Raw genomic sequence first — 18,683 nt, forward strand, 5'->3', positions numbered from 1 at the left:
AATCCGTTTCTGTACCCGTCGCCGCTGCCGGGCAGCTGGCCCTCTTTCCACATACACACGGTTCAGTGTATGCGGTAAACGAGGCAGACCCAGAAGACGACCTACGAATGCCCTAAATTCACATGGTTGTCGCACAACCCAGACGCTTCCGACCTCCGCTGGACTCCCGTGCATCCCGTAACGTACCGATTGGCACAGGGTTGCAGGTTCTCGGTCGATCGGGGGCCCTTGTGGGCTAGGGGATCTGGGGATCGTGTCTCATCATGAGCAAGGAGGTTGGAGTGACCAAGGCGCGAGGCGACAGGGTTTCGGAGCTGAGATACTTCAAATCCGCAGGAGTCTTAATTATTCTTGCCCCTCTATCTGTGGGCGAAAAAACTTAAAACATGCAAAAAGCCCCGACACCGGTATTGTAAAAAAGCGGTTCGTGACACTTTTGTTCAAAAAAGGCTCGACCCAGTCATGAGGATTCGCTATGAAAGCACCCTGTGCAGGAAAGCATCATCAATGCATCGCTATCTCCGTGAGGTCAGCGTTACCGATGGGGAAAATCTTCATGTCTCACTTCCGAGCCATCGATTCTAGGAGACAAATGAGCACACACAGAATCTCAGACGCGCATATAGCGGTAATCGGGCTTGGTTATGTGGGTTTGCCGCTCGCGGCTGCGTTCGGTCAGCATCTTCCTGTGGTCGGCTATGACATCAACGAGTCCAGGATCGAAGAGCTCAAGCGCGGTTGCGATCGGACCCTGGAAGTGTCCGAAGACGAGCTTTCCGGGGCCACCAAGCTCGAGCTCACTGCGGACCCTGAGGAACTCAGGAAGGCGAACGTCTATATCGTGACCACTCCCACGCCGATCGACGAGCACAAGAGTCCGGATCTGGGAGCTATTCGTGCTGCTAGCCGAACCCTCGCGGCAACGTTGTCGCTCGGGGATGTGGTTATCTACGAGTCGACGGTCTACCCCGGTGTCACTGAAGAAGTGTGCGTTCCGTTACTCGAAGAGGTCAGTGGGCTGAAGTACAACAAGGAGTTCTTCGCTGGCTACAGCCCTGAACGCATCAACCCCGGCGACAAGGTTCACCGAGTAACCAACATCGTGAAGGTGACCTCAGGTTCCACCCCGAAAATCGCGGAGTATGTTGATGATCTCTACCGAATTATTGTCTCCGTGGGGACCCATTCGGCACCGAGCATCAAGGTCGCCGAGGCTGCGAAGGTCATTGAGAACACTCAGCGGGATGTCAACATCGCGTTGATGAATGAGCTCGCGGTGATCTTCAACAAGATGGGCATCGACACCCAGGATGTACTTGAGGCAGCGGGAACGAAATGGAATTTCCTTCCCTTCCGACCAGGGCTGGTGGGCGGGCACTGCATTGGTGTTGACCCCTATTACCTGACGTACAAGGCTCAGGCCGTGGGGCACCACCCGGAGATCATTCTGGCGGGTCGTCGTCTCAACGACTCGATGGGCCAGTACATCGCCAGCCAGTTGGTCAAGGCGATGCTGCGCAAAGCCCCGAAGCTAGAGGGCGCTCGGATTCTCGTCATGGGCCTGACCTTCAAGGAGAATACCCCGGATATCCGCAACACCCGTGTGGTAGACGTGGTGCGAGAGCTAGAAGACTACGGGCTCATGGTCGAGGTCTACGATCCGTGGGCCGACCCCGAGGAGGTCACCCGTGAGTACGGGATCACCATGGTTGATGAGCCGGTCTCCGGAGCCTATGACGCGATTGTTGTCGCTGTCGCCCACAATGAGTTCGTCGACATGGGCCCAGAGACGATCCGGTCCTACGGGAAGCCGGTCTGCACTCTCTACGACCTGAAAAATGTGCTCCCCAAGGATGCTGCCCAGCTACGTCTGTAAAGACCACCACAAACTACAAAGAGAGCGCTTAGAATGAAAATTCTTGTAACCGGCGGTGCCGGATTCATCGGTTCGAACCTGGTCAAACAGCTGCAGAAGGACGGGGTGTCCAACGTTGCCGTCATCGACGACTTCTCGACGGGTTTCAGGGAGAACCTTCACGGGCTAGATGTCGAGCTATTCGAGGGGTCGATCCTTGACCGCGACCTCCTGGGCTGTGCGGCCCGAGACACGGATGCGATCGTCCATCTCGCGGCTAGGCCCTCTGTGCCGCGTTCCATTCAGGATCCGCTGGCTTCGCATCATGCCAACGCCACCGGCACGCTGCACGTCCTGGAGGCGGCGAGAGAATCGGGTGCGCATGTGACCCTTGCTTCATCGTCTTCGGTGTACGGAGCCAACCCCACACTCCCAAAATCTGAGCAGTTGCGTCTCATGCCGATCAGTCCCTATGCGGTGAGCAAGTTGGCCACCGAGTCCTATGCCTTGGCTTACCAGGCTGTGTACGGTCTGGAGGTGCTTCCGTTCCGGTTCTTCAACGTCTACGGGCCAGGGCAGGCAGCCGGACATGCGTATGCTGCTGTCGTCCCGGCGTTTCTCGATGCCGCGCTGAATGATCGTGCTCTCCCGATCCATGGTGACGGTCAGCAGACACGGGACTTCACCTTCGTGGAGACTGTCACCGAGACGCTCTCGATAGCCGCCCGGGAAAGGGTTAATCCCGGGGATGCTGTGAATCTGGCTTTCGGCACCCGGAGTTCCCTCCTAGATGTCGTGGCCATTATGGAAGACATCCTCGACAGCCCACTTGAAAGGGATCATCTAGAGTCTCGGGCCGGTGACGTGAAAGATTCCCAGGCCGATAACGCCACGCTGCAGTCACTGTTCCCAAGCGTCAAGCCTGTCGAACTCCACGAGGGCATCACGAAAACCATCGATTGGTTTCGTACTGTGCGATAAATAATGTGAAGTGTCATTGCGTTGTGTGGGACCCGACCCCTGGAAAGTAGACACAGAGGTCGGGTCCGTTAGAGCGTTTTGCGGCGACCACGGGACGGGGCGTGACAGGGGATCATTTCTTCATTATCCGAGGTGGTCACAGAGTTGATGGTGCCAGTGTTTACTTCGGCCACACTGGGCAAGGTGAGCAGCGTTTTTCAGGAACTCCAAGCCTCCCAAATGGCCTCCTAACCGATAAAAAGTGAGCGATCATCTTCAGAGTGCGGAAAGCCCACCAGAACGCCTCAGAATCGAACTCAGGAACGGAGACTATTTGGGTAGTCTTGTGAATTCCCATGGGAAAGCCGCAAACAACCCTTGACAGCTTCCTCTGCGCTACGGAGCGAAACTGCGTAAGCTCTACATCGGTCAACCCAACGACGGCTTCTTAGCCCTAGCCGTCAGCATCGGAAAAGTTGACACTGTCCTGGTAAAACGTTGGAGTGATCCTTGCTAAGTGTAAGAATAATCTGACCGCGATATACCAGTGAAGAATGAAAGAGCATCCCACCTATACGAATGGAAGAATTTGAAAGGAACCACGTTGCGATACACGCGGGAACCAAGTGTCGTGAAATGTCAACACATAATGGTGATATACTGTCGAAGGCTGGTGAGTGAAAATAATTCATTCCGAAACACAATAAACTAGCAAGAGCGTGAAGTTCGCCGCCCTGGGTTGACGGAAAAAAATAATAAAATGAGCTGAAAGATAATAAAGGGGAAACAGGTTGAAGAAAATAGTACTGTTTGACACGTCGTATGGAACCCGAAACATGGGAGACTTCATTATAAATGAATCCATCATGAGGGAAATGGGCTACTTGTTTAATGAAAACTTTGTTATCAGATATGGCACCCATAACCCCCTTCTGCATCATTTTCAAATGATCAAGCCGAATGCTGTAAACAAGACCTGCCGAGAAGCTAATTTTAAATTTCTAGGGGGCACTAATCTCCTAAAACGTAATCTCATGCGTCCAATATTGGACTGGAACGTAGACCTTGTAACAAGCGCTCTGTACAAAGGTTCAGTCGCGCTAGGATGCGGTATTGCGGGAATTGACAACGGGAAGACAAATACGTACACAAAAAGAGCGTATGACCGGGCCCTTTCCAAGAATTACGTCCACTCTGTTCGAGATGAAGCATCTAAGAGATTTCTGGAGAGGCTAGGGTTTGAGGCTTGCAATACGGGGTGCCCTACACTCTGGGGATTTACTGATGGGCTCAATGAATCTATACCGAAAACAAAATCTGAGCACGTCGTATTCACGCTAACAGATTATGCGCCAGACTTGAAGCAGGATCAAAAATTGATTAATATTCTAAATCGCAACTACAAAGAAGTATATTTCTGGGTGCAAGGTAGCGAAGACTTTAAGTATCTGGAGCAATTTTCCGGAATTGAAAATGTCAAGATAATTAACCCAAGCCTCAGTTCATATAAAGAAATCTTGGTCAAAGGCGGAATAGATTATGTAGGAACAAGGTTGCATGCAGGAATTTACGCAATGCAGCACAGTGTTCGAAGTGTTATTCTAGCCGTTGATAATCGGGCGCGCGACATGGACGAATCCCACCACCTAAATGTAATTGAGAGAGAAGATGTTGATTCTCTACCTAGTTTGTTAAACTCATCGATTACTACTAGTATTTTTGTCGATCATGAACTGGTGAACTCTTGGAAAGGGCAGTTCAAATCGCTATGACGGCCAAGAGTGGTCACGCAAAGGCGACTCTCGTTAAAAATACGGTTATTCTTGCCGTGGGTAAATTCTCATCGCAGCTGATTACGTTTCTGATGTTGCCGCTTTATACCGCATTCCTTTCGCCAAGTGAATATGGCATAGTTGATGTGGTTATCACCTATGTAGCGCTTCTCGCTCCGGCAATAACGATCCAAATGGAAATGGCAGTATTTCGCTTCTTAATTGAAGCGCGGGAAAATGAAATTGAGAAGACTCGAATAATTTCAAACTCACTGCAAATAGTTCTAGCTATGTTGCTGCTGTTTTTCCCTGGGGCAATTGTAGTTCAGTCTTTCGTTAATGTACCCTATATTTGGATAATCCTCGGCATTATTGCTATGGCCGTGTTTTCCGGGTTGTGTCTGCAAATCGCCCGAGGCCTGGGGAAGAACTTTAATTACGCTATTGCCAGTATTGTAATCGGCGTAATGACTGCAGTGTCAAACTTTGTTTTGATCGTATATCTTGAAATGGGCGCCTCGGGCCTCTTGTTGTCGATGCTGCTCGCATACTCGGTTTCTACCGTCTATTTAGTACTATCGCTTCGTTTGTATCGATATGTTAGTTTTGGCGTTAGCGATAAGGGGCTCAGAAAGAAACTTCTCAAGTACGCAGCACCGCTTGTGCCTAATAGTATTGCTTGGTGGGTCATCAATGCCGCTGACAGAACAATCATTTTGTTAGTATTAGGGCTAGCTGCGAATGGAATTTATGCTATCGCCAGTAAGTTTCCGCTAATTTACACGGCTGTCTTCGCAGTTTTTGGACTGTCGTGGACGGAGTCTGCGTCTGTACACATTAATGATAAAGATCGCGGTAAGTTCTTTTCGGACACATTTGATGCCGCTTTTCGATTCTTCGGATCTATTGGTTTGGGGATAATTGCATCGCTTCCTTTCGTTTTTCCAATATTGGTTAATGAGCGCTATGAAGAGGCTTATGTATATATCCCGGTGATGATCCTCGGAGCTTTGTTTAACTCTATAGTTGGACTTTATGGTGCCGTATATGTTGCTAAGAAAATGACGGGGAAGGTCGCTACTACATCGATTATGGCTGCAGCAATAAGCATCAGCATAAACCTGTTGTTTATAAACTTTATCGGTTTATTTTCGGCTGCTGTGGCCAATGCCGTAGCATTTCTTTCTATGGCTATCTACCGTCATTATGATCTAAAAAAGTATGTAACGATCAGTTATCGCAAGTCACTAATATTTAAACTGGCCTTTCTTTACAGTACAGTTATTGTTAGTTATTACTTAGACTATTTTTACCTGAATATTGCAACAATAGCATCGGTTATTATTATTGCATATATCCTCAATAGGGGGGCAGTGGGATTCTTGAAAACTCGACTTTCTTCAAGATTCAGGTCAAGCACAAACATGTGATGGGTTTAGTTGGTTTTCAGCTGTCTGCATACCACTTAGATTCGAGTGGTCGTTGCCCGACTTGGCTCAATCCGCTGTGAGAAATTGCATATTGACACGTAGACCAGTGTCTTTGTGTGCTGGGAAAATTAGCGGCTCTTCGCGTTTCGGAGTGCGTAGCTGACCGCGGGGTGGGGTTCGGGGTGGCACAACATGTAGCCTGACTTAGGCCATTTCCATGTGGTGCAGATCATATTGACGTCTGGGCCTGGGCGTATGCCTGGCGTGAGGGTCGTTTCGTCTGACTAAGTGGGTGGTGGTGGGGGTGGTTGTACCCGACTTTTATCAAATTAGTGCGGAAGTCAGTCGCCCTGGATCCCGGCGATCAGTTCGGCAATGTCCGTCGGCACCGGTGACGCCGCGTGGATCGTCTGCCCCGCGACCTGCACCTCCTGACTTAGGCCATTTTGGTGTGGTGTAGATCATATTGACGTCTGGACCTGCTGATTCAGGTGGCACGAGGGCCGGTTTGTCTGACTAAGAGGGTGCCTGTGGGGGTGGCAGTAAGCTGTGAACCATGCCACCGAAGATCCGGACCGTCCCCACCGCGTCCGGTGCTACCGCCGTGCAGGTCATCTGGCGGTACACCAACCGGAAACCGGTTCTCGATCACCTCGGCTCCGCACACACCGAGGAAGAACTCGCCCTGCTGATCGCACAGGCACAACGACTGATCGACGGCGACCAACTCGGCCTTGACCTGGGCATAGACAATGAGGTCACGATGCCGGCGGGTACCGGGGCACACGATAATCCCGTCCCGATCACCAGCGAAAAAGCCGGCCACCTCATCAACGCGATCCGCGGCGCCTACCAGCAACTGACACTCGATCACGCCACCGATGATGATGCAGTGTTCTTCGACCTGGTGGCCGCCCGGCTGATTCACCCCGGTTCGAAGTTCGAGTCCATCGAAACCCTCGCCGAAGTCGGTAGATCATCAGCGTCCTACCGCACCATCCAACGACGCCTTCCCCTCTACGCCACCACGCCCTTCCGGGATAAGGTCACCCACGCCCTGGCCACCTACGCCGCCATCGGCCCCGGCGTGATGGTTCTTTTCGATGTCACCACCTTGTATTTTGAAACAGATAAGGAGGATGAACTGCGGAAACCCGGTTTCTCTAAGGAACGTCGACTCGAGCCGCAGATCACCGTCGGCCTGCTGTCCGACGCCCGGGGCTTTCCTCTGGCGATCGGGGCGTTCGAGGGAAATAAAGCCGAAACCCAGACAATGGTGCCGATGATCCAACGGCTGCAGGACGCCTACGGAATCGATGACATCACGGTGGTCGCGGATGCCGGGATGTTCTCCGCCGGCAACAAGAAAGCCGTGGTCGATGCCGGCCTGCACTACATCCTGGGGACCAAGGAACGCGAGATTCCCTACCCGATAGCGGTGTGGCGCAAGAACCACCCCGATGCCGTCTACACCGATGGGCAGGTGTGGACCTACGCCGACCGGGCAGGCCGTGGCCCCGACGGGATCCCGCACACGCTCACCTACTACCAGTACTCCTGGGACCGGGCCCGGCGCACGCTCAAGGGGATTGACGAGCAGATCGCGAAAGCAGAGCGTGCCGTCGCGGGCCAGGTTCCGGTCAAGCGTAACCGCTATGTTGATCTCAAGGCCCCGAATAAGCAGGTCAACCACGCGTTGGCGGCAAAACACCGGGCCCTGGCCGGGGTGAAGGGGTATGAGACTTCCCGGGTGGATCTTGATGCTGCCCAGGTCATTGATGCGTACCGGCAGCTGTTCAAGATCGGGAAGGCCTTCCGGATGGCGAAATCGGACCTGAAGGCCCGGCCGATCTTCCACCGGAAGAAGGATTCCATCGATGCGCACCTGACGATCGTGATGGCGGCGATGGCCACCGGTCATGTCCTGGAGCAAGCTTCGGGGTTGTCGTTGAAGCGGTTGATCCGGACGTTGAAGAAATACCGGTCGTTCACCATCAAGGTCGCCGGCCACACCGTCCACGCCCAGTCCCCGGTCCCGGCCGAGGTCCAGAACATCCTCGATCAGCTGCCGCGACCGTCAGACTAAAATGGCCTAAGTCAGGTGACACTGACTGTGCACAAGGCGATGACACTTCACACCGGATAGACCCGCGAGTGCTACCAAATGCCTGGTCGCAACAAGAATCTACGGGCCTACGCGTCAATATGTTCTGCGTCACACCATTTTGATAAAAGTCGGGTCACGCCAGGCATACATCCAGGCCCAGACGTCAATATGATCTGCACCACATGGAAATGGCCTAAGTCAGGTCCGACGGCCCAGTTGAGGCGATCAACGGGCGGCTTGAGCACGTGCGCGGCATCGCCCTGGGCTTCAGGAACCTCAACCACTACATCTTGCGGTGTCTGATCCACTCCGGACAGCTGCAAACCAGGATCAACGCACTCTAAAACCGGAAGGGCCCCTTTATGATTCATAAACCTTTCAAATAAAAGAATTGACACGTACGGACAAAATCCAACCAAGATCCATCTCGAAAACCATTACTCTGCAGCATCGCCGAATATGGACTTTTCATATAGAGAAACTACACTTGTAATTGAATAGTCATCGGTAATGATTTGGCGAAGATCCCTACCCAGCAAATCTCTTTGCGGTTTCAAAGAGTTCAACTGGTCAAGCATCTCTCGCGCAAGGGCGTAAGGGTCATTCGGAGGGACAGGATTAATGGCCCCATTAGTCAATTCGGAAACAATACCCACATCGGTACTGACAATCTTCGCCCCCGAAGACATCGCCTGCACTAAGACATTTGGAAAGGCTTCCGCCTTAGAATGCAAGACAAAAAGAGAGCAGATGGCCATGAGCTGGGGAAGGTCATTCCTAGAGCCCAGAAGGAAGACGTCTTTGCCAATCTCAAGATCTTCTCCCTCTAACGAATCGACAAGTTGGACGTTTTCATCATCTACTCCTGGACCACAGAGCACTGCCACTACTCGCTCATTACTCTTTCTTTTCACTTTAGCGAAAGCTTGAATGAAAGTTGCATGATCTTTAATAGGGTGCCACCGCGCGGCTGAAAGAATCGTCAATGCCCCTTCCAGTCGCTCACCGATCACTTCATTCAAGTAATTTCTTGAGGCTGCTGCAGGGGAATAAAGTTTAGTATCGCAACCGTTAGGTACAACAGATTCTTCCCTAGCCCGGTATCCAAGATGCGAATGCGACTTCAGTGCAGCAGCTCCATTATAGGCAATTGAATCAACAGAGCGACTCAATGTGGCGCACATTTTCATGATTAGCCAAGTAGTTAACTTATTAGTCTTACGAGCCGTGTCCTGATGATTAATAATCCAGACCAACCTCGGGCGGTAAAGAAACTTCGGCCAGATGGTAAGCAAGTTTGAATGGTATGACCATGAACAAATCACATTCGAATTGCGAACGATTCTATTAAATTCCCTAAGTGTCTTTATGGGCGATTTGCGGACGCGCAATTCGACTACTTCAATATCGAGTTCTCGAAGGAGGGGAATAAAATGGTCACCCTCACCTAGCGAAACCACCACATGCCGAAATCCCGATTTAGAATTGCCATACCTTGTCACGTTATAGAGCATCGTTTCCGCGCCGCCTAATCCTAGGCCGTTTATAACGTGAATAACAGTTTTAGTATTATTGACATCAAGTTTCATTCAAATGCACTCTTTCGTTAGGTTCGCGATCTATAACTGTTAGCCCATTAAATCTAAGACTGCTTCCTATTCTGAGACTGCAGCTCACGCGGGACGGTTTACACGATACCGAAGTGGACTGAAATCGCAGTCGGATTGCCCCTGATCCGTAATGAGGTCCCCGGCAGAGTAGCCCACTCCGCGGATAGAGCATAGCAATATTTGGGCTTTGCCTTGGACAGTGAAAACGGGTTGAAATTGGGCTACGAAATGTAGCGTATCGACGTGGGTCTCCTCGAAGACGTCCTGGGGCTGATGCCTGCAACAGAAGTGCCCATATTATAAGCCCCACCCAAATCCGGGACTACCTAGGCGAGGAGCCCACGTCACCACGAAGAACACCAAAACTGCCAACAAGGACATTCTTCGTTGACTAGTAGGCAAATTAAGAAGCGAGATAAGTACGACCAAAACCCCGCTTTCGAGAACTCGCCCTGAATAGGAAAAGATAAAGTAAGTTGCACTGTAGAATATCAACAGCGTAAAGGGAAAGGCTGCACTACGTATAGAATCCGCACCGGAAATAAAAATGAGAAACAGAATTCCGATCCAAAACAAAAAACCGAGTCCGCTTAAACCTCCGCTTTGAACTCCGAGAGAAAGTGCCTGGCGGGCCTCAGAGAGAGTGAGCAGTGTCGGCAGGGAAACCGCCAGGACTATGCATGCGGCAAGAACGATGACGAAGGAAAATGCAAAATTCACCCTCGGAGATCGCAGCAACCGAGACACCAACAGGAGTATGACAATAAAGAAGAAAGAAGAGTGAATAAATGGGCATAAACAAATTATCAGTATTCTAAGTTTCGTTCGCCGAATTAAGAAATAAGCAAACAGAAACACCGCTACGGCGAGGCCTTGACGAAGATGGATAACGTGATTTTTGATCACCAGGGGGATCAACAAGAAAAGCACAATCCAGAAAACATCTTTGGGCCCAAACCGCAGAGCAACGAAGGCAACGATAGCGGCCGGAATCCCCACCAACATTCTGAGCGCCACTTCAGGCCCGAAATATTCTCCTGCCGAGCGAGCTAGCAGCAGCCAGACGGGTTCATTGGAAAGGAACGACATCACACCGCCTGCTAGACGGCGTTCAATTAGATTATCACTGACAGAGAAATAATTTAGGTAGTTTAGTCGATCCTTAAACTCAAGAAGAGGACGCGTGGCTAGCACAATTCCATAAAAAAGGGCCAGGATAACGATAAAAAACCGGTATGCACAAGGAAGCCTCCGCCAAGGCAGAGGCCGATTCGTTGGGTAATCACGCTCACGCTTTTTTTCGGCGAGATCTACCACTACTCATCGCCCCGTGTGATTATTTCAAAATAGGAAACAACCGCACGCTCTTTGGAGAAATCCAGAGCTCGAATCCTCGTATCAATCGGTTCTTCGCACTCCAGGATCTCGATAATTGCGTCAGCGAGGCCATGCTGATCACCTATTGTCACGAGTGGGCCCCACTTCCCTCCCTCAAGAATTTCTTCAGGACCGGTTTTGCAGTCTGTGGAAACTACCTGAGCTCCGCAGGCAAGAGCTTCGAGCAAAACACCAGGTAGGCCCTCCCACTTAGATGAGAGAACAAACACCGAGCACTTACCCAACCAAGCAAAGGGGTTTGCTACAAACCCTGGCATTAAGACGTCCTTTTCTAGGTTCAATTCCTTGATAATACGTTCCAAGCGCTCGCGCTCTTGCCCTTCTCCGAGGACAATTAACCTGGACGGAAGACGTTCATTAACTAAAGAGAAAGATCTAATTAACAACTCAAAATTCTTCTGTTCAGTCAAACGCCCAATACCCATAACCACAGGCAAATCGGAATGATCAAGCCACTCATTTCCCGACGGCGCGTCGGACAGTTTTGAGATAAATTCGATATCGAGAGGATTGTAGATAGTGGTGACACGTAAGGGATCTAACCGATAACGCTCAAGCAGTTGATCTCGGATTCCCTGAGAAACTGAAACCACCTGATCAGCGTGGGCATACACCCATCTGTTGAGCAGATTTACCAGGCGCGGGATCATTTTATTAGTTGGTGCACCCGCCTGAAGCGAGTTATGTACTGAAACTATAACTTTGGTCTTTGGTGTCAGTAACCTAGAGAGAAGAGCGTTTGCGATATTCGCGTGGTCGAGTGCAGAAAGCACCGTCCCCGGCTTGTTCTTCCAAAGATAGCTTGCCAAGAACGGCATCGAATAGAGTAACCTGGACACGCCAAAGTCGATCAGATTAACCTTGTTTGAAACGGATTCGCGATATGACCCTTTCGCATTTCCCGTTACTAAATCTATTTTCATTCCTTTCTCCGCTAAGCCATTTGCAATCATAATCATCACACGCTCAGCCCCCCCGCCGCCTAGGGTAGGTACAAATAATGTAATGGTCTTAGAGTTTGCCGTATTTCTGCGCAATGTTTTCCCTTAGGATTGTTTCACGATTTTAAGTTTGAAGGGTGGGTTATGCCGATCAACTCCGAGAGTGTCCTGGCAATAAGAAGCCTCTCGGGCGCGATTGGTAAAAATTCACGAGACTCGAGGCTTTTTGACACCCATGAAAGATCTATGGACCGCACTTGCGGTCAATAAATCGTCATGAACGGGAAACCTCCACGCCCTCTTGGCACGCTCTAGAAGCATGCTCAGGAGTGTTTTGACCGGTCATGATTTCCTGAAGGCCTTTCCAAATATTCTCCTGTGTGTACTCCTCAAAGGCACGTTTCTTCGCCGCTTGGCCTAGCCGACGGCATAGGACGCTGTCATTACAAAGTTCGTTCAAGCCATTGACTAAAGCTTGATAATCCCCTACTTCGATTAAAATGCCCGTCTTCCCCGGAACTACTGAGTCTATGGCACCGGTAGCCCGCGTAGTGATTGTTGGGACACCCGCTGCGGCTGCCTCAAGTACAACATTAGGGAATCCTTCCCGCAGCGTGGGGAGGCACAAAGCATCCATAGCGGGGAGATGACCCCACACGTCATTAGTCCACGGCACGCTCTTAATCCGATCACCTAGAGACTTAATCTCCTCAGCAAGAGATGGGTCTTCAACCTGACCGATCAGGAGGCCTCGGACATCATTGCGTAAACTTGGAGCGCGAAGGGCACGTAAAAGCGTGTCTATACCTTTGTCTCGGGTTATGCGCCCAATGAATCCTGCAACGAAATCATCGGATTTGAAACCCAATTCAGTCCTGAGAGCATTTCGATCTACAGATTCTGCACGTTCAAGAATCGCTTGAGCGTTGACACCATTACTGCTGCCAGAACCGATGAGCCAAGCTTTATGCTTTGGCAAGAGGCGCCGCCTGCCTGCTTCCTGCGCCAGAGATTTACTCACATATAAGACATCAGTGGCCAGCCGCATTGTTAGCTTCTCCATGCACCAGAGTAGCCAACTGAGTGGTCCGGAGGTCCCTTCGAGACGGAGCCCTCGCACCACGTAGAGACGGCGCGGGACTCGAACGAGCCAAGCTGCGAGAGCACCCAATAGGGCTGCCTTCGGCGTTCCGACGTTTACTGCAGTTGGACGGTGCGTTCTCAACATGCGTAGCCATTTCGCTAGAGAAACGATATCTTCCACTGGCGAGATCCCGCGATGCATATGAATCCCGATAAGGGGTACTCTTTCCCTTTCGGCAGCGCGCTTAGCGGCTTCATCTGGAGTTGATACCAGGGTCACCTCCCATCCAGATAGCCTAAACCACTCAAGCTGCCCCCGAAGCAGCGAGAATGCGCTGGCGCCCACAGTTACACCTACGACGAGCTTGCGATCACTTTCTGCTGACGTCTTATTCATTCCAAGCTCCTGGTACACCCGTGACCACTACACTTTTTGGAACATTCTTCGTCACGAGCGCTGCAGCTCCGACGATTGTTCGTTCGCCTACAGTTAGATTTTGGAGGACTATGGCAGCGGCCCCTACCAAGACTTCGTTTTGGATGCTGACCTCACCCGAGATCACAGCAGCGGGATTGATCGAAACATAGTCGTGCAACACTGCATCATGGCCTATGGTCACGTTCGGATTGATGTGCACATACTGTCCGAATTGAACATTCGTGGCAATCACTGCGCCGGCACACACCACCGCACCAGGACCAAGATTTGATCTACTGCCAATGATGGCGCTCGGATGAATCGCGGTGAACGGGGACATTCCTGCGCTTTCCATGCGTTCCGCCAGTCTTCGACGCACGTCAGGATTGCCGATTCCCAACACAAAGCTTATATGACTGACGTCATTAGCTAACCATTCCTCGATGGTGCCCAAATATAAGACTTGTCGATCTGCTAAGCGCTCCAAATTGACCAGTGATGGAGCGTCATCGACGACTCCCACAACTTCAACGGAAGTTCCATTGCCCTGCATGGCTTGGATGACGTCGAGAGCCTCACGGCCAAACCCAGATGCACCGACGACCACGACCTGTTTACTCGCACGCATCGGAACCCCCTTTGGTTTCGGATCCAACAAAGGGGGTCATCGTTGCGTGCCCTTCTTGGTTAATACCTTCCCGTTGAAGGACTGAGCGCACGGTCTGTAGGAGGATTTTAAGATCTAAAGCTAAACTGCGGTTGTCGACGTACTCGATATCAAACTGAAAACGTTCCTCCCATGACACTGCGTTTCGTCCTCGGACCTGCGCCAATCCGGTGATCCCCGGGCGTACCTCGTGTCGGCGCGCTTGTTCTGGTGAGTACTGCCCTAGGTAGCTGACTAGAAGCGGACGGGGGCCAATCAGGCTCATGTCTCCCTTGAGCACATTCCACAGGGTTGGCAGTTCATCAAGGCTGGTAGAGCGGAGAATACGCCCCACTGCTGTTAGCCTCTCCTCATCCGTGGCATGATTCTCATCTGGAAGCAGCATGGTTCGGAACTTCACCAGCTCGAAGATTTTTCCGTCCTTGCCTGGGCGTTCCTGACGAAAAAGGACTGGCTTGCCGTGTGTGGCGAGCACTAGGGCTGCTACTCCAGCCTGAACGGGGGCCGTAATGACGAGTCCAAAAGCGCTCGCCCCGATGTCGAATGATCGCTTAATCGCATCTATACGTCGCTGGTTATGCTGCATTTTTGGCCTCCAAGAATTGGGAAATGGTTCCCGTGATTCGCTCCACCTGTTCATTGTCAAGGACGGATCCACTCGGCAGAGATAGTCCAGTGCGAAACAACCTTTCGCCGGTTCCGTCGGAGAATTCTCGGCTATGTGCGTACACAGGCTGCATGTGCATCGGTTTCCACAAAGGCCGAGCTTCAATCTCGGCGGCTGCCAGAGCCGAACGCAGATCTTCAGCTGCGAAACCCGCATCGTCCGGCGCGATCACCACAGACGAGAGCCAGAAGTTATCTCGTGTGTCCCCTCCATCCACGCCGGAGGGCTCCCCGAACATACTGACCCCCGGGACGTCCTGGAACAACCGACGGTATCGAAGTCTGTGCTGGCACCGGCGCTCGATCATGCTGTCCAGGCGGGAAAGCTGGGCCCGGCCCAACGCGGCGAGGATGTTCGACATCCGGTAGTTGTAACCGATATCCGTGTGCTCGTAATGGACCACAGGCTGTCGCGCCTGGGTAGCCAGGTAGCGCACGTGATCCGCAAAGTCTTCGTCGTCGGTGAGAAGGGCTCCTCCACCAGAAGTCGTCATGATCTTGTTGCCGTTGAAGGAGACAGCAGCCGCTACACCGAAGGAACCTGCGGACCTACCGTTGCGGGTAGCACCAAGAGATTCCGCGGCGTCGGAAAGCACGACCGCACCGTAACGGGATGCTATCTCACCAATGCGCTCGTGATCGACAACCTTGCCCAACAAGTCAACCGGAACAACAGCCTTGACTGTTCGGCCTTCGCTCTCCAGTGTCTCGAAAGCTTCCTCCAGCAGATCCGGATTCATGTTGCCGGTCTCGTCGGCATCCACGAACACCGGCTCCGCACCTGTGTACACGATGGCATTGGCCGTGGCGGCGAAGGTGAGCGATGAGGTGAGCACCAGGTCGCCCGGTCCCACACCCAGCGTCAGTAGACCGAGGTGCAGTGCAGCGGTGCCAGAGGACAATGCGACAGCATGTGAGCGTCCGCAGTATTCAGCGAGTTCGGCTTCGAAGGCGTCAACCTCCGGCCCTAGGGGGGCGATCCATCCGGAGCGGATGGCACGCACCAGTGCTTCTTCCTCGAGGTCTGTCACATCCGGGGAAGAGAGATAGATTTTGTCGTTGCTCATCGGGTGGCCTCCTTTTCTGCGTAGGCGAGTTTTCCGATCCTGCCCATGAAACCGTCCTTGTCCAGATTTTCGGGCGCGAGAATATTGACGTCCGCGTGGGAGATCTTCGGGTGGAAGGGCCGGTCCTCGCGCTCCCCTGCCCCTACGAGCTCCTCGTGGAGCTTCTCGCCTTCGCGAAGCCCAGTAAAGACGATCTCAATGTTCTTACCGGACATCGCGATCATGCGCTTGGCAATCTCCAGGATGCTGACCGGCTCACCCATATCCAGGATCAGAACCTCTCCTGCCCGGCCGATGCCGCCGGCCTGCAGAACCAGCTGGCAGGCTTCCGGGATGGTCATGAAGTAGCGGGTGACGTCCGGATGGGTCACGGTAAGCGGTTTGTCTTCATCAATAAGACGGATGAAGGTAGGGAGCATCGATCCCCGGCTACCGATGACATTGCCGAAGCGAACGGAAAGATAGTTCTTGTCAGTCTCCTGGCCGAACCAACCCGTGAGCTTCTCAGCCACTCTCTTCGAGTGTCCGAGCACGCTGGTAGGGTTCGCTGCTTTGTCTGTGGAAATGTTGACGAAGGTCTCCACGTCAGCGGCTTCTGCCGCATTCAGAACGTTCAGCGTGCCCAGGACATTGGTCTTCCATGCCTCATCCGGGTACTGCTCCAGCATCGGCAGATGCTTCAGAGCAGCCGCGTGGAAAACCACCTCCGGTCGACGGTCCAGGAAGATCTGCTTCAGGGTGTCAGGCTCACGGATGTCCGCGAGGACGACTGCGTCCGTGTCCAAGAGGCCGTTGCCGTGAACGTTGATGAGTGCTTGCTGCAGACCGGTCTCATCCCTGTCCAGCATGATCAGTTCCGCGGGACCGTACTTGGCGATCTCCGTGCACAGCTGCGCGCCGATGGACCCACCAGCACCTGTCACCAGCACTCGCTTGCCCATCAGATACTGGGCGATCTCCGAGACGTTCGTCTCCACCGGCTGGCGACCGAGCAGATCCTCGATCGAGAGATCCCGGAGGTCTCCAACGTGTACTCCATTGGCGACCACATGTCCGATCGGAGGCATGACCTTAACAGAAAGTCCGCTTCTATCGGCGACATCCTGGATCCGACGCAAAAGGGCAGCGTCAGCGGCGCTGACAGCAACGATGAGGACCTCGGCGCCCGTGCGCTCCGCAGCGCACTCGATATCGGCGAACGTTCCGACGACAGGTACGTCCCGAATCTTCCTTTTCGCCAGGTTCGGGTCATCATCGATTACCCCGACCGGGCGGTACGGAGACGACGGGTCTGACATCATCCACCGGATCAGGTTGGTTCCCACGTACCCTCCGCCGAGAATGAGCGCCGGCGCGGAATCGGGACCGGGTTTGCGGGAGTTCCTGACAATGAGACGCGCAATGAAGCGGACCCCCAGCATCAGTATCAGCGCACCGGGAGTGGCGATCAGCATGATGCCGCGGGAGATCTCCCATACCCCGCCGAAGATGAGGGAAATGATCCACAAAATGCTGCCTACAACCCCTGCGGCCAGAGAAACCGAGAGAGTGTCCTCGAATCCTCCCGCGCGGAATCTCATCCCCTTGCGGTAGAGATTGAAAACTAGGCCGAAAACCAGCTGGAGCACGGCTGCCCCGAGGACGAAGCCTACGTAGGCATTCCAGTTGATGTCCCCGAATGTAAACTCGTACCGCAGGATCGCTGCCACGAGCATGGCCAGCATCCATACGAGGACGTCGACGATGTAGAGGATTCGTCCCACCGGGAGCTTCATGGACAATCCTTCACTTAACTGGAGTCTGGGAATCAGAGCCACATTCTTCCCCCGTCTGTTGAGATGACCACGTCATCCTCCACCCAGAGCAGGGTGGACGTACCTGATTGAGCGATTGCGATATTTTCTGGGTTACTTGCATCAGCGGTGAGAGTGGTCTCGAAACATCCGTCCAGCACCGGCGAAGTGGCACCGCCGAGAGCCGTGAGACGCACGCCCTCACATGCTTGACCACCCGTCTGTGCCACGACATAAGAATCAGGAGAGTAATTGATCGCCAGAGCGTCAGTTACCCCCGCGGCCTCGGACCAGGTGATACCACGATCGATGGTGGTGACCACGGAGCCGTCGGCACACCGCACTGCCGCGCGATCTCCCGCTGCCGCAAGCTCGGCACCCTCACACGGCAGGGATAGAGGCCCGTCGGGAGCTCCCACCTGTGTGGGAGTGGACGGGTCCAAGTACCAGGTGCCCACGACTGGCAACGGTCCTTCCCAGGTCGTACCAAGGTCAGCAGAGCGGTAAACCTGCGGTTCGCAGTTAGCGTCCAAGGCCACCACCTGAACCAGGGAAGGATCGGTGGGCAGGAGACGCAGGATTTGGGTCGCTCCAGCTCCCGCGAGTGAAGCTGACTCGCTCCAGCTCTGTCCTGCGTCAACGGAAATCTCCGCGGTTCCCGGCGTCTCACATGTTCCGCTGTCTGCCCGCATGGCCGTGCTGCCCACGATTGCCAGCATGCGCTGCGAAGTGGGTCCTTCAGGCTCATCCTCAGCAACTTCCGGCTCCGCTTCGGTAGGCGGCGCTGCCGCCTCTTGGGAGATTGGGATTTCGGACCTGACCGGGAGCCCCTCGTGCTCGCCAGAACCGACACCAGTCAATGCCAGGTAGGAGAGGGCCAGCGCTGCGGCGCTCAGTATCGCGATAACAGCCACCG

Annotated in this window: 14 protein-coding genes and 1 pseudogene; 6 read left to right on the forward strand and 9 right to left on the reverse strand. The window is 53.1% G+C overall.

Translation table 11 applies throughout. The features are described from left to right. The first annotated feature begins 592 nt into the window (after nucleotides 1–592). The 6 genes and pseudogenes from tviB to CETAM_RS09430 form a co-directional block, all read left to right on the forward strand. On the forward strand, nucleotides 593–1,876 hold the full coding sequence (tviB, locus tag CETAM_RS09405; protein WP_156228619.1) for a Vi polysaccharide biosynthesis UDP-N-acetylglucosamine C-6 dehydrogenase TviB: 1,284 nt from the start codon (nucleotides 593–595) through the stop codon (nucleotides 1,874–1,876). A gap of 33 nt (nucleotides 1,877–1,909) precedes the next feature. Continuing rightward, a complete protein-coding gene (locus CETAM_RS09410; RefSeq protein WP_156228620.1) occupies nucleotides 1,910–2,836 on the forward strand; it encodes an NAD-dependent epimerase/dehydratase family protein in 927 nt (308 codons plus the stop codon). A gap of 815 nt (nucleotides 2,837–3,651) precedes the next feature. After that, nucleotides 3,652–4,587, forward strand: a complete 936-nt coding sequence (locus tag CETAM_RS09415) for a polysaccharide pyruvyl transferase family protein (RefSeq protein ID WP_156228621.1) — start codon at nucleotides 3,652–3,654, stop codon at nucleotides 4,585–4,587. Then, a complete protein-coding gene (locus tag CETAM_RS09420; RefSeq protein ID WP_156228622.1) occupies nucleotides 4,584–6,017 on the forward strand; it encodes a lipopolysaccharide biosynthesis protein in 1,434 nt (477 codons plus the stop codon). Before CETAM_RS09415 ends, CETAM_RS09420 begins: the two co-directional genes overlap by 4 nt. A 556-nt stretch (nucleotides 6,018–6,573) precedes the next feature. Next, nucleotides 6,574–8,103, forward strand: a complete 1,530-nt coding sequence (locus CETAM_RS09425; protein ID WP_231587433.1) for an IS1634 family transposase — start codon at nucleotides 6,574–6,576, stop codon at nucleotides 8,101–8,103. A 224-nt stretch (nucleotides 8,104–8,327) separates the two neighbouring features. After that, nucleotides 8,328–8,468, forward strand: a pseudogene (locus CETAM_RS09430) (transposase); the annotation flags it as partial. Between the two features lie 93 nt (nucleotides 8,469–8,561). Here CETAM_RS09430 and CETAM_RS09435 read toward each other — a convergent pair. The 9 genes from CETAM_RS09435 to CETAM_RS09475 all read right to left on the reverse strand — a co-directional run bounded on the left by CETAM_RS09435 (nucleotide 8,562) and on the right by CETAM_RS09475 (nucleotide 18,090). After that, nucleotides 8,562–9,713, reverse strand: a complete 1,152-nt coding sequence (locus tag CETAM_RS09435) for a glycosyltransferase (protein WP_156228623.1) — start codon at nucleotides 9,711–9,713, stop codon at nucleotides 8,562–8,564. Between the two features lie 318 nt (nucleotides 9,714–10,031). After that, the gene (locus CETAM_RS09440; protein ID WP_156228624.1) at nucleotides 10,032–11,051 is read right to left on the reverse strand and encodes an EpsG family protein; all 1,020 of its coding nucleotides are present in this window, start codon (nucleotides 11,049–11,051) and stop codon (nucleotides 10,032–10,034) included. Beyond that, on the reverse strand, nucleotides 11,051–12,169 hold the full coding sequence (locus CETAM_RS09445) for a glycosyltransferase (protein ID WP_156228625.1): 1,119 nt from the start codon (nucleotides 12,167–12,169) through the stop codon (nucleotides 11,051–11,053). Before CETAM_RS09445 ends, CETAM_RS09440 begins: the two co-directional genes overlap by 1 nt. A 178-nt stretch (nucleotides 12,170–12,347) precedes the next feature. Next, nucleotides 12,348–13,553 carry a glycosyltransferase gene (locus tag CETAM_RS09450; protein WP_156228626.1) on the reverse strand — a complete coding sequence of 402 codons (1,206 nt, stop codon included), beginning with the start codon at nucleotides 13,551–13,553 and terminating at the stop codon, nucleotides 12,348–12,350. Continuing rightward, nucleotides 13,546–14,202 carry an acetyltransferase gene (locus CETAM_RS09455; RefSeq protein ID WP_156228627.1) on the reverse strand — a complete coding sequence of 219 codons (657 nt, stop codon included), beginning with the start codon at nucleotides 14,200–14,202 and terminating at the stop codon, nucleotides 13,546–13,548. The genes CETAM_RS09450 and CETAM_RS09455 overlap by 8 nt, the downstream gene beginning before the upstream one ends. Then, nucleotides 14,189–14,827, reverse strand: a complete 639-nt coding sequence (locus CETAM_RS09460) for a sugar transferase (RefSeq protein WP_156228628.1) — start codon at nucleotides 14,825–14,827, stop codon at nucleotides 14,189–14,191. Before CETAM_RS09460 ends, CETAM_RS09455 begins: the two co-directional genes overlap by 14 nt. Further along, nucleotides 14,817–15,974: a DegT/DnrJ/EryC1/StrS family aminotransferase gene (locus tag CETAM_RS09465; protein WP_156228629.1), complete on the reverse strand. Its 1,158-nt coding sequence runs from the start codon at nucleotides 15,972–15,974 to the stop codon at nucleotides 14,817–14,819. Before CETAM_RS09465 ends, CETAM_RS09460 begins: the two co-directional genes overlap by 11 nt. Continuing rightward, complete coding sequence (locus tag CETAM_RS09470; RefSeq protein WP_156228630.1) at nucleotides 15,971–17,749, reverse strand: polysaccharide biosynthesis protein; 1,779 nt, start codon at nucleotides 17,747–17,749, stop codon at nucleotides 15,971–15,973. The genes CETAM_RS09465 and CETAM_RS09470 overlap by 4 nt, the downstream gene beginning before the upstream one ends. A 32-nt stretch (nucleotides 17,750–17,781) precedes the next feature. Next, nucleotides 17,782–18,090, reverse strand: a complete 309-nt coding sequence (locus CETAM_RS09475) for a hypothetical protein (protein WP_156228631.1) — start codon at nucleotides 18,088–18,090, stop codon at nucleotides 17,782–17,784. Nucleotides 18,091–18,683: the final 593 nt, after the last annotated feature.

The organism is Corynebacterium comes (genome assembly GCF_009734405.1).
Lineage (GTDB): Bacteria > Actinomycetota > Actinomycetes > Mycobacteriales > Mycobacteriaceae > Corynebacterium > Corynebacterium comes.